At 42.4% G+C, this 20,440-nt stretch carries 29 protein-coding genes and 1 rRNA gene; 8 read left to right on the forward strand and 22 right to left on the reverse strand.

The genetic code is table 11. The annotated features are described in order from the left end of the window. The 19 genes from AOG27_RS17995 to AOG27_RS18080 form a co-directional block, all read right to left on the reverse strand. A 16S ribosomal RNA gene (locus AOG27_RS17995) occupies positions 1-139 on the reverse strand; the annotation flags it as partial. Between the two features lie 715 nt (positions 140-854). Then, entirely contained in the window at positions 855-1,256 is a 402-nt protein-coding gene (rplQ, locus tag AOG27_RS18000) for a 50S ribosomal protein L17 (protein WP_004589197.1), read from the reverse strand. A gap of 39 nt (positions 1,257-1,295) precedes the next feature. Next, a complete protein-coding gene (locus tag AOG27_RS18005; RefSeq protein ID WP_004589198.1) occupies positions 1,296-2,282 on the reverse strand; it encodes a DNA-directed RNA polymerase subunit alpha in 987 nt (328 codons plus the stop codon). A 24-nt stretch (positions 2,283-2,306) separates the two neighbouring features. Further along, complete coding sequence (gene rpsD, locus AOG27_RS18010) at positions 2,307-2,927, reverse strand: 30S ribosomal protein S4 (protein WP_036974007.1); 621 nt, start codon at positions 2,925-2,927, stop codon at positions 2,307-2,309. A gap of 21 nt (positions 2,928-2,948) precedes the next feature. After that, positions 2,949-3,335: a 30S ribosomal protein S11 gene (gene rpsK / locus AOG27_RS18015; RefSeq protein WP_036974009.1), complete on the reverse strand. Its 387-nt coding sequence runs from the start codon at positions 3,333-3,335 to the stop codon at positions 2,949-2,951. A 13-nt stretch (positions 3,336-3,348) separates the two neighbouring features. Further along, complete coding sequence (rpsM, locus tag AOG27_RS18020) at positions 3,349-3,705, reverse strand: 30S ribosomal protein S13 (RefSeq protein ID WP_036974011.1); 357 nt, start codon at positions 3,703-3,705, stop codon at positions 3,349-3,351. Positions 3,706-3,833: 128 nt separating this feature from the next. Beyond that, positions 3,834-3,947 carry a 50S ribosomal protein L36 gene (rpmJ, locus tag AOG27_RS21310; RefSeq protein ID WP_002959476.1) on the reverse strand — a complete coding sequence of 38 codons (114 nt, stop codon included), beginning with the start codon at positions 3,945-3,947 and terminating at the stop codon, positions 3,834-3,836. 22 nt (positions 3,948-3,969) lie between these two features. Beyond that, complete coding sequence (gene secY, locus AOG27_RS18025; RefSeq protein ID WP_036974013.1) at positions 3,970-5,298, reverse strand: preprotein translocase subunit SecY; 1,329 nt, start codon at positions 5,296-5,298, stop codon at positions 3,970-3,972. Between the two features lie 10 nt (positions 5,299-5,308). Then, positions 5,309-5,743, reverse strand: coding sequence for a 50S ribosomal protein L15 (gene rplO, locus AOG27_RS18030; RefSeq protein ID WP_054554386.1), 435 nt, complete (start codon positions 5,741-5,743; stop codon positions 5,309-5,311). A gap of 4 nt (positions 5,744-5,747) precedes the next feature. Then, positions 5,748-5,930 (reverse strand): 50S ribosomal protein L30, encoded by a 183-nt coding sequence (gene rpmD, locus AOG27_RS18035; protein ID WP_016710201.1) that lies wholly within the window; start codon positions 5,928-5,930, stop codon positions 5,748-5,750. A gap of 3 nt (positions 5,931-5,933) precedes the next feature. Next, entirely contained in the window at positions 5,934-6,440 is a 507-nt protein-coding gene (gene rpsE / locus AOG27_RS18040) for a 30S ribosomal protein S5 (RefSeq protein ID WP_036974018.1), read from the reverse strand. 9 nt (positions 6,441-6,449) lie between these two features. Then, positions 6,450-6,800: a 50S ribosomal protein L18 gene (gene rplR, locus AOG27_RS18045; protein ID WP_036974021.1), complete on the reverse strand. Its 351-nt coding sequence runs from the start codon at positions 6,798-6,800 to the stop codon at positions 6,450-6,452. A 9-nt stretch (positions 6,801-6,809) separates the two neighbouring features. Beyond that, positions 6,810-7,343: a 50S ribosomal protein L6 gene (rplF, locus tag AOG27_RS18050; RefSeq protein WP_054554387.1), complete on the reverse strand. Its 534-nt coding sequence runs from the start codon at positions 7,341-7,343 to the stop codon at positions 6,810-6,812. Positions 7,344-7,356: 13 nt separating this feature from the next. After that, on the reverse strand, positions 7,357-7,749 hold the full coding sequence (rpsH, locus tag AOG27_RS18055; RefSeq protein ID WP_054554388.1) for a 30S ribosomal protein S8: 393 nt from the start codon (positions 7,747-7,749) through the stop codon (positions 7,357-7,359). Between the two features lie 21 nt (positions 7,750-7,770). Further along, positions 7,771-8,076, reverse strand: coding sequence for a 30S ribosomal protein S14 (gene rpsN, locus AOG27_RS18060; protein ID WP_054554389.1), 306 nt, complete (start codon positions 8,074-8,076; stop codon positions 7,771-7,773). A gap of 10 nt (positions 8,077-8,086) precedes the next feature. Then, positions 8,087-8,626, reverse strand: a complete 540-nt coding sequence (gene rplE, locus AOG27_RS18065; protein ID WP_054554390.1) for a 50S ribosomal protein L5 — start codon at positions 8,624-8,626, stop codon at positions 8,087-8,089. A 16-nt stretch (positions 8,627-8,642) separates the two neighbouring features. Beyond that, positions 8,643-8,957, reverse strand: coding sequence for a 50S ribosomal protein L24 (gene rplX / locus AOG27_RS18070; RefSeq protein ID WP_054554391.1), 315 nt, complete (start codon positions 8,955-8,957; stop codon positions 8,643-8,645). Positions 8,958-8,967: 10 nt separating this feature from the next. Beyond that, a complete protein-coding gene (rplN, locus tag AOG27_RS18075) occupies positions 8,968-9,336 on the reverse strand; it encodes a 50S ribosomal protein L14 (RefSeq protein ID WP_010378257.1) in 369 nt (122 codons plus the stop codon). A gap of 275 nt (positions 9,337-9,611) precedes the next feature. Further along, positions 9,612-11,555, reverse strand: coding sequence for an AsmA family protein (locus AOG27_RS18080; RefSeq protein WP_054554392.1), 1,944 nt, complete (start codon positions 11,553-11,555; stop codon positions 9,612-9,614). Between the two features lie 230 nt (positions 11,556-11,785). On the opposite strand from AOG27_RS18080, the gene AOG27_RS18085 reads away from it, so the two are divergent. The 4 genes from AOG27_RS18085 (at position 11,786) to AOG27_RS18100 (ending at position 14,698) form a co-directional block, all read left to right on the forward strand. Next, positions 11,786-12,205 (forward strand): hypothetical protein, encoded by a 420-nt coding sequence (locus tag AOG27_RS18085; protein WP_054554393.1) that lies wholly within the window; start codon positions 11,786-11,788, stop codon positions 12,203-12,205. Positions 12,206-12,213: 8 nt separating this feature from the next. After that, positions 12,214-12,414 (forward strand): helix-turn-helix transcriptional regulator, encoded by a 201-nt coding sequence (locus AOG27_RS18090; RefSeq protein WP_054554394.1) that lies wholly within the window; start codon positions 12,214-12,216, stop codon positions 12,412-12,414. 151 nt (positions 12,415-12,565) lie between these two features. Continuing rightward, entirely contained in the window at positions 12,566-13,732 is a 1,167-nt protein-coding gene (locus tag AOG27_RS18095) for a hypothetical protein (protein WP_054554511.1), read from the forward strand. A 288-nt stretch (positions 13,733-14,020) separates the two neighbouring features. Then, positions 14,021-14,698, forward strand: coding sequence for a TorF family putative porin (locus AOG27_RS18100; protein ID WP_054554395.1), 678 nt, complete (start codon positions 14,021-14,023; stop codon positions 14,696-14,698). Between the two features lie 65 nt (positions 14,699-14,763). Here AOG27_RS18100 and AOG27_RS18105 read toward each other — a convergent pair whose 3' ends face one another. Beyond that, positions 14,764-15,657: an aldo/keto reductase gene (locus AOG27_RS18105; protein ID WP_054554512.1), complete on the reverse strand. Its 894-nt coding sequence runs from the start codon at positions 15,655-15,657 to the stop codon at positions 14,764-14,766. 170 nt (positions 15,658-15,827) lie between these two features. On the opposite strand from AOG27_RS18105, the gene AOG27_RS18110 reads away from it, so the two are divergent. The 4 genes from AOG27_RS18110 to AOG27_RS18125 are packed head-to-tail and all read left to right on the forward strand — an operon-like array spanning position 15,828 to position 19,691. Beyond that, positions 15,828-16,538 (forward strand): YIP1 family protein, encoded by a 711-nt coding sequence (locus AOG27_RS18110; protein ID WP_054554396.1) that lies wholly within the window; start codon positions 15,828-15,830, stop codon positions 16,536-16,538. A 48-nt stretch (positions 16,539-16,586) separates the two neighbouring features. Next, positions 16,587-17,753, forward strand: coding sequence for an efflux RND transporter periplasmic adaptor subunit (locus AOG27_RS18115; RefSeq protein WP_054554397.1), 1,167 nt, complete (start codon positions 16,587-16,589; stop codon positions 17,751-17,753). Next, positions 17,753-18,460: an ABC transporter ATP-binding protein gene (locus tag AOG27_RS18120; RefSeq protein ID WP_054554398.1), complete on the forward strand. Its 708-nt coding sequence runs from the start codon at positions 17,753-17,755 to the stop codon at positions 18,458-18,460. The genes AOG27_RS18115 and AOG27_RS18120 overlap by 1 nt, the downstream gene beginning before the upstream one ends. Continuing rightward, on the forward strand, positions 18,453-19,691 hold the full coding sequence (locus tag AOG27_RS18125; protein WP_054554399.1) for an ABC transporter permease: 1,239 nt from the start codon (positions 18,453-18,455) through the stop codon (positions 19,689-19,691). Before AOG27_RS18120 ends, AOG27_RS18125 begins: the two co-directional genes overlap by 8 nt. Here the strand turns inward: AOG27_RS18125 and AOG27_RS18130 are convergent, their stop codons facing one another. Then, positions 19,692-20,015, reverse strand: coding sequence for a Bor/Iss family lipoprotein (locus tag AOG27_RS18130; protein WP_054554400.1), 324 nt, complete (start codon positions 20,013-20,015; stop codon positions 19,692-19,694). It lies immediately after the preceding gene. Beyond that, positions 20,012-20,326 (reverse strand): Bor family protein, encoded by a 315-nt coding sequence (locus AOG27_RS18135; RefSeq protein WP_054554401.1) that lies wholly within the window; start codon positions 20,324-20,326, stop codon positions 20,012-20,014. The genes AOG27_RS18130 and AOG27_RS18135 overlap by 4 nt, the downstream gene beginning before the upstream one ends. Between the last annotated feature and the right edge of the window lie 114 nt (positions 20,327-20,440).

Genomic DNA, 20,440 nt, shown 5'->3' on the forward strand with positions numbered 1-20,440 from the left:
TAAGGCATATTCCCAAGCATTACTCACCCGTCCGCCGCTCGTCAGCAGAGTAGCAAGCTACTCTCTGTTACCGCTCGACTTGCATGTGTTAGGCCTGCCGCCAGCGTTCAATCTGAGCCATGATCAAACTCTTCAATTAAAAGTTTTTTGAAACCGAAGTTTCGTGCTCAATGAATTCTGTATAAATTGACTATATAGTCACTCATAAGAAATTGAGACTCTAAATTTGTTTGCTCCACTTAGTAAACCAAGCTTCGCTGTTAGAACTCAATCTGTACGAGTGCCCACACAGATGATTGCTTTATATTGTTAAAGAACGTTTGAGATACTTTTGCGTCTCAAGGGCTGTGCATTCTACGCAAGCCGTTATTTTTGTCAACACTTAATTTTGAGAAAAGTTTATTTTTTCAAAACTCAGTTTTACTTGACTCAACCAACTCGTCGTTTTGCTTTTTTGTAAGCAGTCCGCCGTGTCGGTGGATGCGCATTATAGGGAGATCTGAATTGAGATCAACTGTTTTTTGAAGTTTTTATGAAAAAAATGACTGTTCGCGCAAAATACGAACGAAACGGGTAAAAATAGCACTAAATTACTCGTATTATGGCTATTTAGGCAGTGTTTTTTATAAATGAGCTTGTATTTAAGTTGTATAGAAGGTGATTTTAACTATAAAAGAACGCGAATTGATCTTTATATGTGATCTTAATTGCTAGGTGCTGGGTGCTAGGTACTTCAAGATTGCATGGTAATGTTTAGGGTTGATAGAGCTGTATTATTGAGAGTGAATTTTTAGTAGTGAATTTTAGAAAGTAAAAAGCCGAGCATAAGCTCGGCTTTTTGGTGTCTTTACGACTTACTCTGCAGACTGCGCGTCTTCTTGAACTTCTTCGTTTGTCGCTGGGCGACCAACTAGTTCAATATAAGCCATTGGTGCATTATCACCAGCACGGAAGCCACACTTAAGAATACGAGTGTAACCACCAGGACGGTCTGTATTACGTGGACCGATTTCGCTGAATAATTTACCAACTACTTCATTATCACGCGTGCGAGCAAACGCTAAACGGCGGTTTGCTACACTGTCAGTCTTAGCCAGTGTGATTAAAGGTTCAATTACACGGCGCAACTCTTTAGCTTTAGGCAAAGTTGTTTTGATGATTTCATGTTTCACCAAAGAACCAGCCATGTTGCTGAACATCGCTTTGCGATGGCTGCTGTTACGGTTTAATTGACGACCACTCTTACGATGGCGCATGACCCTATCCTTCTAACTAAACTAATATAGTGATTTAGATTATTCAGCTAGGCTTGCAGGCGGCCAATTTTCTAGGCGCATACCTAGAGAAAGACCACGTGAAGCTAGCACGTCTTTAATTTCAGTTAGAGACTTCTTACCTAAGTTAGGCGTTTTAAGAAGCTCAACTTCAGTGCGCTGAACTAAATCACCGATATATTGAATTTGCTCGGCTTTCAAACAGTTTGCTGAACGTACTGTTAGCTCAAGATCATCAACTGGACGAAGCAGAATAGGATCGAATTCTGGCTTCTCTTCTTTCTCTTCTGGCTCAGTTACATCACGTAAATCTACGAATGCATCTAATTGCTCAGCTAAGATAGTAGACGCACGGCGGATCGCTTCTTCAGGATCTAGAGTGCCGTTTGTTTCCATATCAATGATTAACTTGTCTAAGTCTGTACGTTGCTCAACACGGGCTGATTCAACCGAGTACGCAATACGTTCAACTGGGCTGAATGATGCATCAAGCAGCAGACGACCAATTGGACGCTCATCGTCATCAGAGGATAAACGACTAGATGCCGGCACATAACCGCGACCGCGCTCAACACGAATACGCATGCTGATCTCGCTGCTATCTGTCGTAAGGTGACAGATAACGTGATCTGGGTTGGCGATAGTTACATCACCATCGTGCTGAATATCAGCCGCAGTCACAGGGCCTACACCAGATTTAGTCAGGGTCAGAAAAACTTCATCTTTGCCTTCTAAAGTTACTGCTAGACCTTTAAGGTTTAACAGAATTTCAATGATGTCTTCTTGTACGCCCTCTTTCGCGCTGTACTCATGCAATACACCGTCGATTTCTACTTCAGTTACTGCACATCCAGGCATAGATGATAACAGTATACGGCGTAAGGCATTACCCAAAGTGTGACCAAAGCCACGCTCTAATGGTTCTAAAACTACTTTAGAACGCGTTGGGTTGATAGCGTCGATATCGACTAACCTTGGTTTTAGGAATTCGGTAACAGAACCCTGCATTTTATCCTCTCTTAACTCTTAACTTTACTTAGAGTAAAGTTCGACGATTAGTTGTTCGTTAATGTCCGCAGACAGATCTGAACGCTCAGGTAGGCGCTTGAAGCTACCTTCCATTTTCTTACCGTCAACTTCAACCCAAGTCGGCTTTTCACGTTGCTCAGCCAACTCTAGAGCAGCGATGATACGTGCTTGTGTTTTTGACTTCTCACGAATTACAACAGTATCTTCTGGAGTAATTACGTATGAAGGAATGTTCACAACACGACCATTAACTAAAATCGCTTTGTGGCTTACTAACTGACGTGCTTCAGCGCGTGTGCTAGCAAAACCCATGCGATATACAACATTGTCTAAACGTTGCTCTAAAAGCTGTAACAAGTTTTCACCTGTATTACCTTTAAGGCGAGCAGCTTCTTTGTAGTAGTTACGGAATTGCTTTTCTAATACACCGTAGATACGACGTACTTTTTGCTTTTCACGTAGCTGTAAACCGTAATCAGATAAGCGACCTTTACGAGCGCCGTGCTGACCAGGTGCAGTCTCAAGTTTACACTTAGAGTCGATAGCTCTTACGCCGCTCTTAAGGAACAGGTCAGTACCTTCACGACGACTCAGCTTGAGCTTAGGGCCCAAATATCTTGCCATGTTATTTCTCCTAACCTATTGTTAAACGCGACGTTTCTTCGGTGGACGACAACCATTATGAGGGATTGGCGTCACGTCAGTGATGTTGGTGATACGGTAACCAGCAGCATTCAAAGCACGTACAGCAGATTCACGACCTGGACCTGGACCTTTGATGAAAACTTCTAGATTTTTTAAACCGTATTCTTGAGCAGCAGTACCTGCACGCTCTGCAGCAACCTGAGCCGCGAATGGAGTAGATTTACGTGAACCACGGAAACCTGAACCACCTGCTGTTGCCCAAGATAGTGCATTACCTTGACGGTCGGTAATTGTTACAATAGTGTTGTTGAAAGAAGCATGAACGTGAGCCATACCATCAGCAACTTGCTTTTTAACCTTCTTACGACGAATTGGTGCTTTAGCCATAATCTACCCCACCTTATTTCTTGATAGGCTTGCGAGGACCCTTACGAGTACGCGCGTTAGTCTTAGTACGTTGACCACGTAGTGGTAACGAACGACGGTGACGTAGGCCACGGAAACAACCAAGGTCCATAAGGCGCTTGATATTTAATGTAACTTCACGACGAAGGTCACCTTCTACAGTGTACTTGCCAACTGCTTCACGCAATACGTCAAGTGTTTCGTCTGAAAGTTCACCGATTTTTGTGGTCTCGGCGATACCAGTCGCTGCTAAGATAGCCTTAGAGCGAGTCTTACCTATGCCATAAATAGCAGTTAAACCGATAACTGCGTGTTTATGATCAGGGACGTTAATGCCAGCGATACGGGCCACTAACACATCTCCTATATTTGAATTTGGTAATCATCTGTTTGAAAAGCCCGTAAGGATACTCAAACGAAGACCAAATCACAACTAAAAACACAGGCCGAGTAAATAACTCAGCCTGCACGACTGTTTAATTAGCCTTGCCTTTGCTTGTGCTTAGGCTCACTGCAAATTACGCGTACTACACCAGCACGTTTAATAACTTTACAGTTACGGCATATTTTCTTAACGGAAGCACGTACTTTCATTGCTCAACTCCGTAAAATGACCTTATCGACCGTAGCCTTTAAGGTTTGCTTTTTTCAGCACAGAATCATACTGATGTGACATCAGATGCGTCTGTACTTGTGCCATAAAGTCCATGATTACAACAACGATAATCAAAATTGATGTACCGCCGAAATAGAATGGCGTTTGCCATGCCATAGTCATGAATTCGGGCACCAGACAGATAAAGGTTATATACAAAGCACCTGCCAATGTCAGGCGTGTCATCACTTTATCAATGTATTTAGATGTCTGCTCACCTGGACGAATACCTGGGATAAATGCGCCAGATTTTTTCAGGTTATCTGCTGTTTCACGCGGGTTAAATACCAACGCGGTGTAGAAAAAGCAGAAGAAGATAATAGCCGCAGCTAAAACCATCGCATATAAAGGTTGACCTGGAGTCAACGTTGTAGCGATTGCTTGTAGCACATCAGCGACCGGACCTTCACCCTGGCCGAACCAGCTTGCAATTGTACCAGGGAACAGAATTATACTGCTAGCAAAGATTGGTGGAATAACACCCGCCATGTTTACTTTCAGTGGTAAGTGCGTGCTTTGAGCAGCAAATACCTGACGACCTTGTTGACGCTTTGCGTAGTTAACGACGATACGACGTTGGCCACGTTCAAAGAATACAACTAGGTAAGTAACAGCGAATACGATTACAGCAATCAATAACAGTACAAGTACATTCAGATCACCTTGGCGCGCCATTTCGGCTGTCGAACCAATAGCAGACGGCAGGTTAGCTACAATACCAACAAAAATCAGAACTGAGATGCCGTTACCGATACCACGCTCTGTAATTTGTTCGCCCAACCACATTAGGAACATAGTACCAGTTACTAAACTCACTACAGCAGTGAAGTAGAAACCGATACCTGGGTTAACAACTAACCCGTCCATCATGCCCGGTAAGCTAGTAGCAATACCGATTGATTGGATTGTAGCAAGCACAAGCGTGCCGTAGCGTGTGTACTGGCTAATTTTCTTACGCCCTTGCTCACCTTCTTTCTTAAGCTCTATAAACGGCGGATACATATGCGTTAATAGTTGCGTAATAATCGAAGCCGAGATGTACGGCATAATACCCAGTGCTAACACTGAAGCGCGCTCAAGCGCACCACCGCTGAACATGTTAAACATTTCAACAATGGTGCCCTTTTGTTGCTCGAAGAAATCGGCAAGTACAGCGGCGTCAATCCCAGGGATCGGCACGAATGAACCTAGACGGTAAATAATGATAGCACCTAATACAAATAGTAATCGACGCTTCAATTCCGAAAGCCCACTTTGTGCACTTTTCATATCTTGACCTGGTTTAGCCATTAGTACTTCCTTAGTCTTCTACCTTGCCTCCGGCAGCTTCGATAGCTTCGCGAGCACCTTTAGTCACTTTAAGACCTTTAACGGTAACTGCGCGTGAAACTTCGCCAGATTTAACTACTTTAACGAACTGGATGTTCTTTTTAACTAGACCAGCTGCTTGTAACGCGTTTACGTCTACTACATCGCCTTCAACTTTAGCGATTTCAAAAAGGTTAACTTCAGTAGATACTAATGATTTACGTGAAGTGAAACCAAATTTAGGTAGACGACGTTGCATAGGCATTTGACCGCCTTCGAAACCAACGCGTACTTTACCGCCAGAACGTGATTTTTGGCCTTTATGACCACGGCCACCAGTCTTACCAAGACCAGAACCAATACCACGACCTAGACGTTTCTTTTCAGTTTTTGCACCAGCAGCAGGTGAAAGTGTATTCAAATGCATCGAATTAACCCTCAACCTTTACCATGTAAGAAACTTGGTTAATCATACCACGCACACATGCTGTGTCTTCTAACTCAACAGTGTGATTGATACGACGTAGACCAAGACCGCGTAATGTAGCTTTATGCTTCGGTAAACGACCGATAGAGCTCTTTACTTGTGTTACTTTTACAGTTTTATTAGCCATGGTTTACCCCGTGATTTCGTCAACGCTAAGACCACGTTTAGCAGCGATTGACTCTGGAGAGTTCATGTTCTCTAGAGCAGCAATCGTTGCACGAACGATGTTGATCGGGTTAGTTGAACCGTATGCTTTTGACAATACGTTCTGTACACCAGTTACTTCTAGTACTGCACGCATCGCACCACCGGCGATGATACCTGTACCTTCAGAAGCAGGCTGCATGTATACTTTAGAACCCGCGTGGCGACCCTTGATTGGGTGCTGTAGCGTGTTACCGTTAAGGTCTACACTGATCATGTTGCGACGTGCTTTTTCCATTGCTTTTTGAATAGCAGCTGGAACTTCACGTGCTTTACCATAACCAAAACCTACTTTACCTGCGCCGTCACCAACTACTGTTAGTGCAGTGAAGCTAAAGATACGACCACCTTTAACCACTTTAGACACACGGTTTACCGCGATTAGCTTTTCAGCCAAATCAGGCTGTTGTTGCTTTGCTTCTACGTTAGCCATTGTCTACTCCTAGAATTGCAGACCGGCTTCACGCGCTGCATCAGCAAGCGCCTTCACACGGCCGTGATATTTAAAGCCACTGCGATCAAAAGCAATCTTTTCGATGCCTTTGTCAGCTGCACGTTCAGCAACCGCTTTACCAACTGCTTGAGCAGCTGCAACGTTACCTGTGCCTTTAACTGTTTCGCTAATTGCTTTTTCAACAGTAGAAGCAGCAGCCAGTACAGTACCCTCAGCAGTAACTACTTGAGCGTAAATGTGACGTGGCGTGCGGTGGATAACAAGACGCGTTGTGCCTTGTTCAATGTAATTTCTACGAGTGCGCTTAGCACGACGTAGACGAGCTGTTTTTTTATCCATCGTCTTACCTTACTTCTTCTTAGCCTCTTTACGGCGTACATTCTCGTCCGCGTAACGAACACCTTTACCTTTATAAGGCTCAGGTTTACGGTATGCACGGATGTTAGCAGCTGTTTGACCAACTAACTGCTTGTCTACGCCCTTAACTAGAACTTCTGTTTGGCTTGGTGTTTCAATCGTAATACCTTCTGGTACTTCGAAATTCACTGGGTGTGAGAAACCAAGAGTTAAGTCTAATACTTTGCCCTTAGCTGCTGCACGGTAACCAACACCTACTAACTGAAGTTTCTTCTCGTAACCTTCATGCGTACCAACAACCATGTTGTTGATTAGAGCGCGAGCAGTACCTGCTTGTGCCCATGCATTAGCTACGCCTTCACGAGGTAAAGTTGTAATAACGTTGTCGTTAACTTGTACTTCAACAGCGTCGTTGATTGTACGAGTTAATTCACCGTTTTTGCCTTTAACTGTGATGTCCTGGCCTTTTAATGTAACTTCTACACCGGCAGGAACATTGATTGGTGCCTTTGCTATGCGAGACATAGTTCCCCTCCGATTAAGCTACAAAGCCAATGATCTCACCACCAACGCCGGCACTACGTGCTGCGCGGTCTGTCATTAGGCCTTTAGAAGTTGATACGATAGCGATACCAAGACCACCCATTACCTTTGGTAATTCGTCACGTTTCTTATAGATACGTAGACCAGGGCGGCTAACACGCTGGATGTTTTCAATAACAGCTTTGCCTTCGAAATATTTTAAATCGATAGAAAGCTCAGGCTTCGCTTCACCGCTTACAGCGTAATCTGCGATATAACCTTCATCTTTTAATACTTTAGCTACTGCTACTTTCAGTTTTGAAGTTGGCATCGTTACTGATACTTTCTTCGCTGACTGACCGTTACGGATACGTGTAAACAAATCCGCAATAGGATCTTGCAAGCTCATAGTCTTACTCCCGTGATACTATTACCAGCTAGCCTTTTTAAGGCCAGGAATTTCACCGCGCATAGCTGCTTCGCGAACTTTAATACGGCTCATGCCGAATTTGCGAAGGTAACCATGTGGGCGGCCCGTAACGTTACAACGATTACGTTGACGTGAAGAGCTAGAATCACGTGGTAAAGCTTGAAGCTTTAATACCGCGTCCCAACGATCATCGTCAGATGTATTAACATCACTGATGATAGCTTTTAGTGCCGCACGCTTTTCAGCGAACTGAGCAACTAATTTCGCACGCTTTGCTTCGCGCGCTTTCATAGAATTCTTTGCCATAACCCTACCCTTATTTCTTGAATGGGAAGTTAAACGCTTCTAACAACGCACGGCCTTCATCATCTGTTTTCGCAGAAGTAGTGATTGTGATATCCATACCGCGAACACGGTCTACTTTATCATAATCGATTTCTGGGAAGATGATTTGCTCACGTACGCCCATGCTGTAGTTACCACGTCCATCAAAAGACTTAGCACTTACACCACGGAAGTCACGGATACGTGGGATAGCGATTGAAACCAAACGCTCAAAAAAGTCCCACATACGCTCGCCACGTAGGGTTACTTTACAACCAATTGGGTAACCTTCACGCACTTTGAAGCCAGCAACTGATTTGCGTGCTTTAGTGATTAGAGGTTTCTGACCAGAGATTGCTTCTAGATCCGCAACAGCGTTATCTAGGATCTTCTTGTCAGCTAGAGCTTCGCCCACACCCATGTTTAATGTGATCTTTTCGATCTGAGGGACTTGCATGACAGAGCTGAAACCAAACTTCTCTTGAAGCTCAGCAACTACTTTGTCTTTATATACTTCATGCAGTTTCGCCATCATTCTACTCCAACTATTAGATAGTTTTACCAGTAGATTTAAAGATACGTAATTTCTTACCATCTTCAATCTTGAAACCTACACGATCTGCTTTACCCGTTTCCGAGTTGTAGATCGCAACGTTTGATACGTCGATAGACGCTTCTTTCTCAACAATACCGCCAGCTTGGTTCAACTGAGGAACAGGCTTTTGGTGCTTCTTGATTAAGTTGATGCCTTCGACAAATACTCGACCAGATTCAGCAACAACTGAAAGCACTTTACCGCGCTTACCTTTGTCTTTGCCTGCTAGTACGATTACTTCGTCATCACGACGGATTTTTGCTGCCATGATAGACTCCTTATAGTACTTCTGGTGCTAGTGAAACGATTTTCATGAACTTTTCAGTACGAAGTTCACGAGTCACAGGGCCGAAGATACGAGTACCAATTGGCTGTAAGTTATCGTTTAAGATAACAGCCGCATTGCTATCGAAACGGATCAAAGAACCGTCCGGACGACGAACGCCTTTTTTAGTACGCACAACTACCGCGTTTTTAACATCACCTTTCTTCACTTTACCGCGAGGAATAGCTTCTTTTACAGAAACTTTGATGATATCGCCAACCGCTGCATAGCGACGGTGCGAACCGCCAAGGACTTTAATACACTGCACTTTGCGAGCGCCGCTGTTATCAGCAACGTCCAGCTGAGTTTGCATTTGGATCATGTTAATGACCTCCGGTGTAGAAATTACAACGCGCCTTAATTTTGTTTAAAATCAAGACATTTCGGTTAAATTCCACTCAAAAAACAAGCAAGTTGTCTCTTAAGGGCGGGCAATTGTAGCAGCAATGGCAAGGAAGTGGTAGGTTATTTTTTAATTAATTTGGAATTAATCGCAATGCTTGCATTGAGGAATTACAGCAGCTTGCTGGTTTGTTATTGATTATAAAACAAACAGGACGCAAATGCGCCCTGTTTTTGACTTTAATTAAATTTTTATTAATTACCAAATAGACCTTTTAATTTGTCTTTGATTTTATCTTTAGCTTTTTCTTTGACTTCTTCTTTAGCCGCATCACTGACATCTAAACTATAACCAACATCATGGAATGGACCTTTGATACGCAGTGGAATTTTAAAGCCGGTACTGTCATCGGTCGTGCCTTGCCCTTCGATTGAATCAACAATCCCCGTTACCAAGCGATAGTCTACATTCGTCATAGGTAAATCAACTTTACCTGAGCCTGTAATGCGAATAAGCGGGCTAAGTAGTGATAGGTCTTTATTTTCACCAACACCGTTAGTGAATACAAAACTGCCCTGCAATGCCGAGAAGTCTGTTTGCTGTGAGTTATCAAAGCCTGTATCTAAACCTTCTGATACTGCACTCAAGTTACCTTTGATAAGCTCTTTTGCTTTACGAACCATCTCTGCAATGTTGGCCCCTTTTACCGCACCATCAGCAAACTCAAAGCCTAACTTACCATTTAAAGCATTGATAAAGCTCTTTTGGCTTTGACCTGTGGTCGTTAGATCCCAATTTAGAGAGCCTTTACCCATTAACTTATCGAAACCAGCCGCATCAGTTAGTAATGGCTGTGCATCGATTTTATCTAAAGAAAAGTTAGTACTAATTTTATAAGGTGTTTGCTTGGCGTTAACGGTTATTACACCTTTACCATTGCCTTCATAAGCAACAAACTTATCTAAACTGATTTTAGCCACGGCATTTTTTAGGTTCACCGTTAACTGGTTTTCACCAAGGGTAATATCATTTGCTTTTAAGCCACTTGAACGCACGACTACATTTGCATCTAGTGCGTTTAAGCCGCTCATATCAATTGCAGTATCATCCCAAACAATTGGCTGTGCTGGTGCATCTGCGGCAGGTTCTGCTTGTTCTTCTTTAGCTACGCCTTCTGGTAGGTAAGGGTTTAAATCAAGCATGCCCAAATCAATATCGGCATTCACAGCTAACCGTTCACCAAGCTTAATATCGCTTTTACCTTTAATTTGCAGCTCATCGAGGGTGGCAAGTAGCTCAGTAAGCTTAAACTGCTGTCCTTTTAGGTGCATCGAACCCTTTACATTAAAGGCATTAAACGCATTTTCTTTTGCATTAAGCTCAACACCTTGCCAGCTCGCAATGTTTTTAACAGAGTCACCACTAACAGAAAGAAGCCCTTGCACGTCATTACCCATTTCTGCAATTGCACCTTTAAAGTTCAAGTCGACTAAACGTGAATCAACCTCAGTGCTTACATTAAAGGTTTCGCCTTCAATCGCTTTAACAGGTGTATCTAGCGTCACATCTAAATCAAAGCGCTCACCCATATAGGTAATACCGCCTTTTAATTCTAAGGTCTTACGAAGAGAAGGTAGTAAGATTGCTAATTCTAAATCGCTTATCTGTTGCTTTGCCCCAGTTTTACCATCTAGATAAGTGAAAGTACCACCGTAGATTGCTACTTCACCAAGTTCAATATCAAAGTTATCTGGTAAGTTAACAGCGCCAGAACTCTTTTGCTGCTCTGTCTGTGGTTGCTCAGCAACCGCATCAAATAATTGCCAGTTTGCTTTACCATTTTTATCGGTTTCTAACAAAATCGTTGGTTCGTTAATAACGAATTTATCAAGCTTAAACTCACCGCCAAATAACGACATCCACGGGATACGGATAGCAAGTTGCTGCATGCTTGCCATATCTTTTTGCGAGCCTGTTTGCATATTGGCAAAGTGCACATCATTCAATTCGAGTTTTAATGATGGAAATACCGACAGCTTTTTATCGCCATTAATAGTCAGACTACGACCTGTGGTTTGTTCTACTTGCTCCGATACTTTATTAAATATCGCGTCTGTAGGTATTAGGAATGGTGCTGCGACTACCAATGCAATCAGTAATACGAAGATGACACCAACAATTTTCAGTAAGGTTTTCATAATCATCCTTAAAAATGGGCAAACAATGTTCATATCATAGCGGTAGTTAGGCGCAAATGCATTGCCCAACACACAAAAAGGTTTGTAAACAAGCTTAGGTACAAGAATATGAATCAGCGCTGAAACTTTTTGATACCTGTAGGTTACAAAAAGATCTTGACCGTATGATACCCTAGGGTTACATTGATACCTGTAGGTTACATTTGAGTTTAAAATAAAAGGAAACGATTATGTCTAAGCAAGATATCAAAACGGAAGAAAAGTTTATGAGTCATAACGCATGGTTTTCAATATTCATGGGAGTCACGTTATTAATTATTAGTGTTTACCCAATGCTCAAGCAAACATCAGTATTTTTACTGTTTATTGGTGTTGCCGCATTTTTAGGATCTTTCTTTATGTTTGTGATTAGAGGGGGATTTACATGGAAACTTGGTTATCGCCTTACTTATAAGGATGAATTTTTAAATACGATTGATACCATCGCTTATAAACATGTTGTGCTTGGATTGCTTTTTAGCATGGGGGCTATTTTTTTATTGTCTGATGAACTTGCTTTAAATGTATCTCATAGCATGATGGCCACATTTTACCTTGCCTTGATGTGTTTGATATATGGCGTATCAATTCTTTGGCAAAGTAGAGACTAGGTATAAAAGTGCAAAATAATATCGCTAAATTCCGCAAAGAAAAGGGATTATCGCAGCAAGAACTTGCTGATGCCATTGCAGTATCACGTAAAACCATTAGCACAGTTGAAACAGGCCGCTTTATACCCTCGGTGATTATCGCGTTAAAAATTGCTGCTCACTTTGAACTCAGTGTTGAGCAATTATTTACACTCGATGACAATGATTAATAAACCACGTCAGTCGCAATCTTACTTATAAATTATCAGTAAGATTGCATCATTTCATTACTTCGGTATGATGCACGACCCTGTTGTTTTTGCACCCTGTGTACTAAAATTAAACAACCCAATTTGGTCAAAACTGGAGTATCGATTAAGCATGAAGAAACTGCTTATTTCACCGTCAAAAATGGCGCTTGGCGAGCAAGAAAGTCAAATTTATCAAAATATCCTCAAGCAAGCCTCTGATATCAGCTTAAACCTAATGGCAGTTAAAGTAGAAAACCACCCTGAAGACTTTTTAGGTTGGTGCTATGAGCTATTAAGTGCAAGCCGCGATCGCATTAACTACGATCTGTTAGAAGATAAGCAATTACCCACTCTTAAAAAACTTCATGACTTATTAATTTCTGCAATCAGTTTTTTGCAGTTAAAAACATTAAGGGTTGCGCCATGGCCTGTTATTGCAGGCTTCATCGAGCAGCATAAAGAGCTTTTAGCCCTTGATGAGCAACTACGCTTAGCTAATTACATTGCTGCAATTAAATCGCAATCCCTAAAAGAGATGATCCCAGAAGACCGTTTAGCGTTTTCAGGTAAACACAGTGCCTCGCTTGATCCAAGCAGCTATAACTTCGACGTTGAGTGGTTTGCTTCTACCAAGAACGCGAAAGGTTTCCACCAAATGTTGAGTGATTTACCTGGTGCGTTCGATGAGGCGCTTGCACACATTCCACTTGAGGGTGAAGTAACGCAAGAACATTATCAGCATTTTATGGTGGCTTACTTCATGGCATTTAATGGCAGCGAAGAAAAGCCAACGCTTGCTCCTGCTACTCGCTTACTTGCGATGCGCCGACCTGACGTGTTTACACCAATCGTAAATAGTAAACTTGATGCCCTTTGTGCGGCATTAGGCATTACTAAGCTTAATAACCGTGATTTTGAGCGCTACTGGCAAGATGTTATCGAAGCAATACATAGCATGCCTTGGTTCAAAATGGCCAGTGCAGCAAATGAGCTTGAACAATCTCTGGTTGAAATCAAAGCCCTATTGCCTAGCTTCTTTTATTATGCAGATAAAAGTACCGCTGATAACTCTAACTATATTAAGTTGTTAAACAAACCTAAGAGTACCACGAGCTCAGCAGGTAAAAAGACCGTACGCCGTGGCAAAGAATCAGCAGAGATACTGGTGGACCGAGCATTAGCAAGTGATGATATCCCTGAACATATCAAAGCTAAGCGCGATTCAATCATCAGTGAAGTTGAAAAAGGCCGCAGTGTTGAAGAAACCATTAGTCTAATGCGTGCAATTTTCGGCTAAGTTACTCTCAAATAAGCAAAACCCGGTTGCTTCGCAATTGTGCAACCGGGTTATTTTTTGCACCACACATGTGCGCATGAACAATTCAAATAACCATCCTTTTCACAATTAAACAAGTTTAAAAGCCTGTTTTTAAAGCCTTTAAGCATAAAATATCCCGTTAGAAATTAACTTGGCACAACCAGTGCAATATCGTATCCAGACAACACATAGAAAATGTCCTCAAATAATAACCAGACTGCAATCTGAAAATGGGACAAAATCAACATAACAACAGGATACAGAAACATGCTAAAACTAAAAAAAACGGTCGCAGCAAGCGCCCTTGCGCTATTAACTTTGAGCTCAACATATAGCTATGCAGAAGTCACAGCAAACGCTGCGGCAACTTCAAACTACTTATGGCGTGGTCAAGAGCAAGGCGGCGGTGATGCTGCAATCCAAGGTGGTATCGACTACGCAAGTGAATCTGGCTTTTATGCGGGTACTTGGGTGTCGAATGCTAGCTGGGCTGACGACATGACTTACGAGCTAGACCTTTATGCTGGTTTTGGCGGTGAAATCAATGAAACCTTTAGCTACGATGTTGGCTACATTTATTATGCATACCCAGATGCAGCATCTTACACAGATGCAGACTTCTCAGAAATCTACGGTAGCATTAGCATGGGTAGCTTCACCTTTGGTGCAGCAGTCCTAGCAACATCAGCAGCAAGCGGTGACGGTACAGATTTTGGTGACTCTCTATATTTAAATGCTGACTACAGTTTCCCAGTTGGCAGTACCGGTGCAGAAATGGCCCTTCACTTAGGTCATTACTCAGGGGATTTCATTGGTGATGATGACATCATCGACTACGGTGTTTCAGTGTCGAAAGACGGCTTTACTTTCGGTCTTTCAGACAACGACATTGATGGTTCAGATGTAAAAGTGTACGTCGCTTACGCGGTTGACTTCACTTTATAAAGAATGTGTTACTTGCTGCAACACGAAGGGCCGTTAAGGCCCTTTTCTCATTTATATCAATACACTTATGGTACACTATGACCAGTTGAGCCTTGCCAAATGCGATACCATTGTTCACGGTTCATAGTAAGCTGCTTAGCGTCAACAGCTGATTTAACACGCTCAATATTACCCGTACCAAGTACCACAGACGGTGCACTTGGGTGCATTAACAGCCAAGCATAAACAACCTGATCAATGGCTGTGGCGCCAATTTCAGCCCCAACCTGCTCCAACACTGCACGTAAACGCACCGCTTTTTCATCTTCACTTGAGAATAAGCGCCCCCCAGCTAATGGAGACCAAAGCATAGGTTTGATATCAAGTAATTGGCATTGGTCTAAGCTGCCATCATCAAGGGCTTTCATCTCGTACGGAGAAAACTCAATTTGATTAGTCACAAGCTCAAAGTCTAAACGCGACTGCAACAAGCTAAGTTGCGATGGGGTAAAATTAGATACACCAAAGTCAAGCACATCACCATTTGCTTTTAGGGTATTAAATGCTTGTGCCATTTCATCGGCGTTCATCAAGTAATCAGGGCGATGAATAAGTAATACATCTAAACGATCAGTGCTGAAGTTTTTAAGTGACTGCTGTGCCGAGGCAATAATATGCGCGGCACTTGAATCATAATGATTTGCTTTGCCTTGTAGCCCTAGGCTTGCAAACGCAGGCTTGATACCACACTTTGTGATTATTTTGATTTCATCACGAATACTTGGTTTTAGTTTAAGTGCTTTACCAAATTCAGCTTCACAACCGTATTCACCGTAAATGTCAGCGTGATCGGTATGTGACACCCCCATTTCAATTGCATTTTCTAAAAAACTTAAGCATTGCTGGGGCGTTATCTGCCAATCTAGCAAACGCCAGAACCCTAATACCAACTCATCAATACAACGATCATTGCTATTCACCATAACGACCTACTCTTCCTAATAAATTCGACTCAAATTAACTCTTTAACCATATCACAGATTTACCAATCACAGCTGTTAACATACAGTTACAAAATAGATTGCTAATTTGTTACTAAACAGGATATTTTAGTACCTAAAAACAAATGTTATAAAACAAGGAATAAAAAATGAAATCGTCAAATGTTATGACTGCTTTGGTTGATATTTTTATCAGCCCAAGCAAAGCCTTTAATGGTTTAAAAGAGGCAAAAGGTTGGTCTTTTGTTGCCTTTATTTTACTTGCCGGCATTCTCGCTGCCAGCATGTTTGCTTTTTACAATAAGGCTGACCCGCAGTTTTTAATAGATCAACAAGTGGCAGCGGCCAGTGTTGATGCCACCATTGCAGAACAAAAAATGATTCGCCAAAGCATGGAGCAAACCATAGATATGCAAGTATGGTTTGCTATGTTTGGTGGCATTATTGGTTTGGCTGTTATTAATGCTCTAATGGCAGGCTACTACCTATTTGTATCTAAGCAAGACCCAGAAGCTAATTATGGCTATGGTGCGTGGTATGGCTTTGGTGTGTGGACTATGATGCCAATGATTATTTCAAGCCTAGGTTTACTCATCTTAGTATTAACTGCGAGTACCGACCAAATCTCACAGACGTTATTTAACTATGCTTCGATTAACCAACTTTTAATTGGTTTAGAAATTGGCCACCCATTCTACACCTTACTTGAAAGTCTCAATATCTTTTCTATTTGGGGTATTTTCATCGCAGCTATCGGTTTAAAGAGCTGGACTAATTTCACTTTCAATAAGGCGTTACTGTTTGCAGCCTTACCAAGTATTGTTATTTACGGTATTTGGACTGTAATCGCTCTCGTTTAATTCTGCTTTGAGCGGCAATATGCCGCTCTTAACTTCCAAGGAAGAAAGATGAAAAAAGCCATTATAATTGGCCTCGCTGTTACGGCATTTGTCGCTTTACTAATCTCAAAACAAGTCACAGGCAATAAAGATGCACCAGAAATGCATATTGCAGAAGTTGAACAAGGCAATATTGCCGATTCAATTTTAGCCTCTGGTAACCTAGTTTTTAACACCCAAGTGCAACTGCGCTCAGAAGTGACTGGCCGTGTAGCGAAGGTGTTTGTAGAAGAAGGCGAAAGTGTCACTGAAGGCGATATTCTTATGCGCTTAGATACGACCGCGTTTGAATCTGAAGTTGCCCGCAATAAAGCCGTGCTTCGTGCGACCGAAATCGATATTAAACATAGCGAAACCCGATTAAAAAATATTGAGCGCCAATTAAGCCGCCAAAAAGAGCTTTATGAAGTGGGCCTTGCTGGCCAAGAAGTGTATGAAAACCTACAAAATGCCCGCGATTTAGCAAAAATAGATATTGAAGCAAAACGTGAAGCTTACAACCAAGCCCAAGCATCACTATTGATTGCTGAAGACCGTTTAAATAAAAGCGTGTTTCGCGCTCCAATGAGTGGCCTACTTGCTTCGGTAAATATTAAAGAAGGTGAAACCGTTATTGCGGGAACAACCAACATTATTGGCTCAGACTTGATGCTAGTAGCTGACCCCAGCGCAATATTAGCCGAACTTCGAGTGGATGAAACCGATATTGCTGGTATCAAACTAGACCAACATGCAGATATCTATGCTGCCGCTTACCCAAATCAACCTTTTACTGGCAAAGTCATAAACATTGGCACATCAGCAAAAAATCAAGCTGGTTCACAAGGCTTATCATTTAAAGTCAAGGTACTGCTTGATGCCACTGACCGCCAGCTTTATGCCGGAATGAGCTGCCGCGCAGAAATCGCTACAAGCATTGCCGAAAACGGCTTAAAACTGCCTATTGAAGCTATTCAAAAAGAGGATGATAGCTACTTTGTCTGGAAGCTTAACGCAGATAACACAGTAACTAAAACAGCTGTTACGGTAGGTATTTCTTCAGATATCGAACAAGCACTAACCAGCGGTGTTGCAAAAGGAGATCGTATTGTTATCGGCCCAGCTAGACCACTTAGCTCACTTAAAGAGGGTGATACGGTAGCCGTTAAAAACAGCCCTGAAAAAGGTGCTAGCTAATGTCTGTGGTGATCAAACTCAGTAATATCAATAAACAATACAAAATGGGCGAACAAGTTTTCAAAGCCCTTGATGATATTAATATTGAAATTGCTCAAAATGAGTATGTTGCCATTATTGGCCCTTCCGGCTCAGGTAAATCAACCCTGATGAACTTGCTTGGCTGCTTAGATACTCCCACCAGTGGTGACTACTATTTAAAAGATAAGCTCGTAAAGCGCATGACCGAAACGGAGCTTGCTCATCAGCGTAATAAAAGTGTTGGCTTTATTTTTCAAAGTTTCAATTTATTACCACGAGCATCCGCTCTTGAAAATGTTATGCAGCCTTTGGTGTATCGATTTATCTCGGCCAAAGAGCGAAAGCAGCAAGCGCTCGAATCATTACAACGGGTTGGTCTTGGCGATAAGGTAAATCACCTTTCGAGCCAGCTTTCTGGTGGCCAACGTCAACGTGTCGCTATTGCTCGCGCACTGGTTACTAAACCCCACATTCTACTTGGTGATGAGCCTACCGGTAACCTAGATAGTAAAACCACCACTGAAATCATGGCGCTGTTTGATGAGCTTCATAACGAAGGGCACACCATTATTTTGGTTACTCACGAACAAGATATTGCTGATCACTGCCAACGTGTTATTCGTTTAGTTGATGGCAAAGTTGTTAGTGATACCCGCAAAGGCGAAGGAGCAAGACAACATGTTTAAATCTGCTATCGCTGTAATGGAAGGCACAAAAGCAGCACTGATGGCAATTAAAGCCAATGCAATGCGTAGTGCCCTTACCTGCTTGGGCATTATTATTGGTGTTGCTGCAGTTGTGACCGTGGTAGCAGTAATGCAAGGGTTTACCAAGCAAATTAATGATCAGCTTGCTGACATGTCTCCTGATGTCACCAATATAAAGCCTTACACTAGCGTAGAAAAAGAAATGGTAGGGCAACAAGCAAAGTTAACCTACAGCGACTTTTTAACTCTAAAAGCACGCGTGAAAGAAGCTGAAACCTTTACTGCACTGATGTTTACTTGGCGCTTTTCGGGTGCAGCAGAGTATGGCAATAAAAGCCATGCTTCACGGGTAATGGGCACAGAGCAAGACTACCAAAAAGCTTACCGTACCTACCCAGAACTCGGCCGATTTATTCGCGCAGAAGATGATGCAAAACGCCGTAGAGTGGCGTTTATTGGCCCTTCAATTATCGAAAAGCTTAACCTGCCAGAAAACCCTGTAGGTGAATATATCAAACTCGGTGGTGAGTGGTTTCGCATTATTGGTGTTGCTGAAAAACAAGGTAGTTTATTAGGTTTTGACCAAGACGATTACATTAATATTCCGATAAGTACCATGAGTGCATTAGAAGGCGGCAGTGTTGATACTAATGTACAAATGATGTTTCGTTTAAAAGACGACGCTAACGAAGCGCAAGTACTGGGTAAAATTCGCCGCATCTTACGTCAATTACATAAACTGAAAGACGGTGAAGATGACGACTTTGAATTTGAAACCGCCGAAAAAGCCCGTGCTAATATCGATAAATTTACCGGAAGTGCAACCGCAATTACCGCGGGGATCGTAGGTATCAGCCTGGTAGTTGGTGGTATCGGAGTGATGAATATCATGCTGGTTTCGGTAACAGAACGTACGCGTGTGATCGGCACTTTAAAAGCATTAGGGGCAACACCTGGTTTTATTATGCTGCAATTTTTAGTTGAAGCGGTGGTGCTATCACTGTTTGGTGGTTTAATTGGTTTAGCGATAGGCTACGGTGCTGCGGCACTAATTTCAGTTTTAGTGCCGAGCATGCCAGATGCCTACATACCGGGTTGGGCGATTATGCTGTCATTTGGCTTTACTTCATTGATTGGTATTGTGTTTGGCTTAGCGCCCGCTATTAAAGCTGCACGCTTAAACCCAATTGATGCACTGCGTTATGAATAACTAGTCTGGCTTATAAGGTACTTGAGCGCAGCTTATTTCAACTGTTTTCGGGTACCAAATAGGCCCAACTTGGTTTACTGCAGCTTCAGCTAAACCATTGGTGAACGACTTATAAGTGTGAACAGTTTGCCATTCGGAATCAGGGCACTCCTCTGATAAGTCTACAGGCTCTGAACCTTCGTAAAGCGCCGCGGCAAAGTTATGATGCCATTGCTCTGTTGCAGGCGCTTTATTGGCTTGTGCAGCACTGCCATTATCAAAGTAGATATTTGTGCAACCACTTAAGGTTGCCACTAAAACAGTTGTTGCTAGTAAGCTTTTCATAATTGTTGCTCCTGTGCTTGTTGCTCACACCATACTTTTACTGTGTGAGGAGCATAAATTCCGAGTGTAACGAGCCCTAATGCTCCATCAGCGAATGTTTGTTGCGATTGCATTTGGGCAACTTTTTTATCTTGGCAAATAGCCTTTACATCAACGCGCTCTTCACCAACGAGGCCCCACAAAAAGAATGGGCGGCTATCTTGGTAATCAGCTTTAGTGGCTAATTTATTGGTTGTTTTTTCTGGCACTATGGTGACTGATGAACACGCTGTCACCGATAAGGCAAGCAGCATACAGGCCATTTGTTTCATGAGTAGTTCCTTTGTCTGAGTTGTTAAGCTCAGTAAGTATAAGAATATGAGTACTCATTTTGGGTAAGAAAGCGTATAGAAATTGTAGAAAATACTACAGTTTCTAACATTTAG

The sequence above is a fragment of the Pseudoalteromonas lipolytica genome (assembly GCF_001306915.1).
Lineage (GTDB): Bacteria > Pseudomonadota > Gammaproteobacteria > Enterobacterales > Alteromonadaceae > Pseudoalteromonas > Pseudoalteromonas simplex.

What these genes read in the sequence shown, in the direction of transcription:
- AOG27_RS18110 (WP_054554396.1), top strand. Translation starts at nt 15,828, where the DNA reads ATGAAATCGTCAAATGTTATGACTGCTTTGGTTGATATTTTTATCAGC.
- rpsN (WP_054554389.1), bottom strand. Translation starts at nt 8,076, where the DNA reads ATGGCAAAGAATTCTATGAAAGCGCGCGAAGCAAAGCGTGCGAAATTA.
- AOG27_RS18080 (WP_054554392.1), bottom strand. Translation starts at nt 11,555, where the DNA reads ATGAAAACCTTACTGAAAATTGTTGGTGTCATCTTCGTATTACTGATT.
- secY (WP_036974013.1), bottom strand. Translation starts at nt 5,298, where the DNA reads ATGGCTAAACCAGGTCAAGATATGAAAAGTGCACAAAGTGGGCTTTCG.
- AOG27_RS18005 (WP_004589198.1), bottom strand. Translation starts at nt 2,282, where the DNA reads ATGCAGGGTTCTGTTACCGAATTCCTAAAACCAAGGTTAGTCGATATC.
- rplE (WP_054554390.1), bottom strand. Translation starts at nt 8,626, where the DNA reads ATGGCGAAACTGCATGAAGTATATAAAGACAAAGTAGTTGCTGAGCTT.
- rplN (WP_010378257.1), bottom strand. Translation starts at nt 9,336, where the DNA reads ATGATCCAAATGCAAACTCAGCTGGACGTTGCTGATAACAGCGGCGCT.
- rplF (WP_054554387.1), bottom strand. Translation starts at nt 7,343, where the DNA reads ATGTCTCGCATAGCAAAGGCACCAATCAATGTTCCTGCCGGTGTAGAA.
- AOG27_RS18085 (WP_054554393.1), top strand. Translation starts at nt 11,786, where the DNA reads ATGTCTAAGCAAGATATCAAAACGGAAGAAAAGTTTATGAGTCATAAC.
- rpmJ (WP_002959476.1), bottom strand. Translation starts at nt 3,947, where the DNA reads ATGAAAGTACGTGCTTCCGTTAAGAAAATATGCCGTAACTGTAAAGTT.
- rpsE (WP_036974018.1), bottom strand. Translation starts at nt 6,440, where the DNA reads ATGGCTAACGTAGAAGCAAAGCAACAACAGCCTGATTTGGCTGAAAAG.
- rpsK (WP_036974009.1), bottom strand. Translation starts at nt 3,335, where the DNA reads ATGGCTAAAGCACCAATTCGTCGTAAGAAGGTTAAAAAGCAAGTTGCT.
- rpmD (WP_016710201.1), bottom strand. Translation starts at nt 5,930, where the DNA reads ATGGCTAATAAAACTGTAAAAGTAACACAAGTAAAGAGCTCTATCGGT.
- rplQ (WP_004589197.1), bottom strand. Translation starts at nt 1,256, where the DNA reads ATGCGCCATCGTAAGAGTGGTCGTCAATTAAACCGTAACAGCAGCCAT.
- AOG27_RS18125 (WP_054554399.1), top strand. Translation starts at nt 18,453, where the DNA reads ATGTTTAAATCTGCTATCGCTGTAATGGAAGGCACAAAAGCAGCACTG.
- rplR (WP_036974021.1), bottom strand. Translation starts at nt 6,800, where the DNA reads ATGGATAAAAAAACAGCTCGTCTACGTCGTGCTAAGCGCACTCGTAGA.
- AOG27_RS18095 (WP_054554511.1), top strand. Translation starts at nt 12,566, where the DNA reads ATGAAGAAACTGCTTATTTCACCGTCAAAAATGGCGCTTGGCGAGCAA.
- rpsH (WP_054554388.1), bottom strand. Translation starts at nt 7,749, where the DNA reads ATGAGCTTGCAAGATCCTATTGCGGATTTGTTTACACGTATCCGTAAC.
- AOG27_RS18120 (WP_054554398.1), top strand. Translation starts at nt 17,753, where the DNA reads ATGTCTGTGGTGATCAAACTCAGTAATATCAATAAACAATACAAAATG.
- rplX (WP_054554391.1), bottom strand. Translation starts at nt 8,957, where the DNA reads ATGGCAGCAAAAATCCGTCGTGATGACGAAGTAATCGTACTAGCAGGC.
- rplO (WP_054554386.1), bottom strand. Translation starts at nt 5,743, where the DNA reads ATGCATTTGAATACACTTTCACCTGCTGCTGGTGCAAAAACTGAAAAG.
- AOG27_RS18115 (WP_054554397.1), top strand. Translation starts at nt 16,587, where the DNA reads ATGAAAAAAGCCATTATAATTGGCCTCGCTGTTACGGCATTTGTCGCT.
- AOG27_RS18135 (WP_054554401.1), bottom strand. Translation starts at nt 20,326, where the DNA reads ATGAAACAAATGGCCTGTATGCTGCTTGCCTTATCGGTGACAGCGTGT.
- rpsD (WP_036974007.1), bottom strand. Translation starts at nt 2,927, where the DNA reads ATGGCAAGATATTTGGGCCCTAAGCTCAAGCTGAGTCGTCGTGAAGGT.
- AOG27_RS18100 (WP_054554395.1), top strand. Translation starts at nt 14,021, where the DNA reads ATGCTAAAACTAAAAAAAACGGTCGCAGCAAGCGCCCTTGCGCTATTA.
- AOG27_RS18130 (WP_054554400.1), bottom strand. Translation starts at nt 20,015, where the DNA reads ATGAAAAGCTTACTAGCAACAACTGTTTTAGTGGCAACCTTAAGTGGT.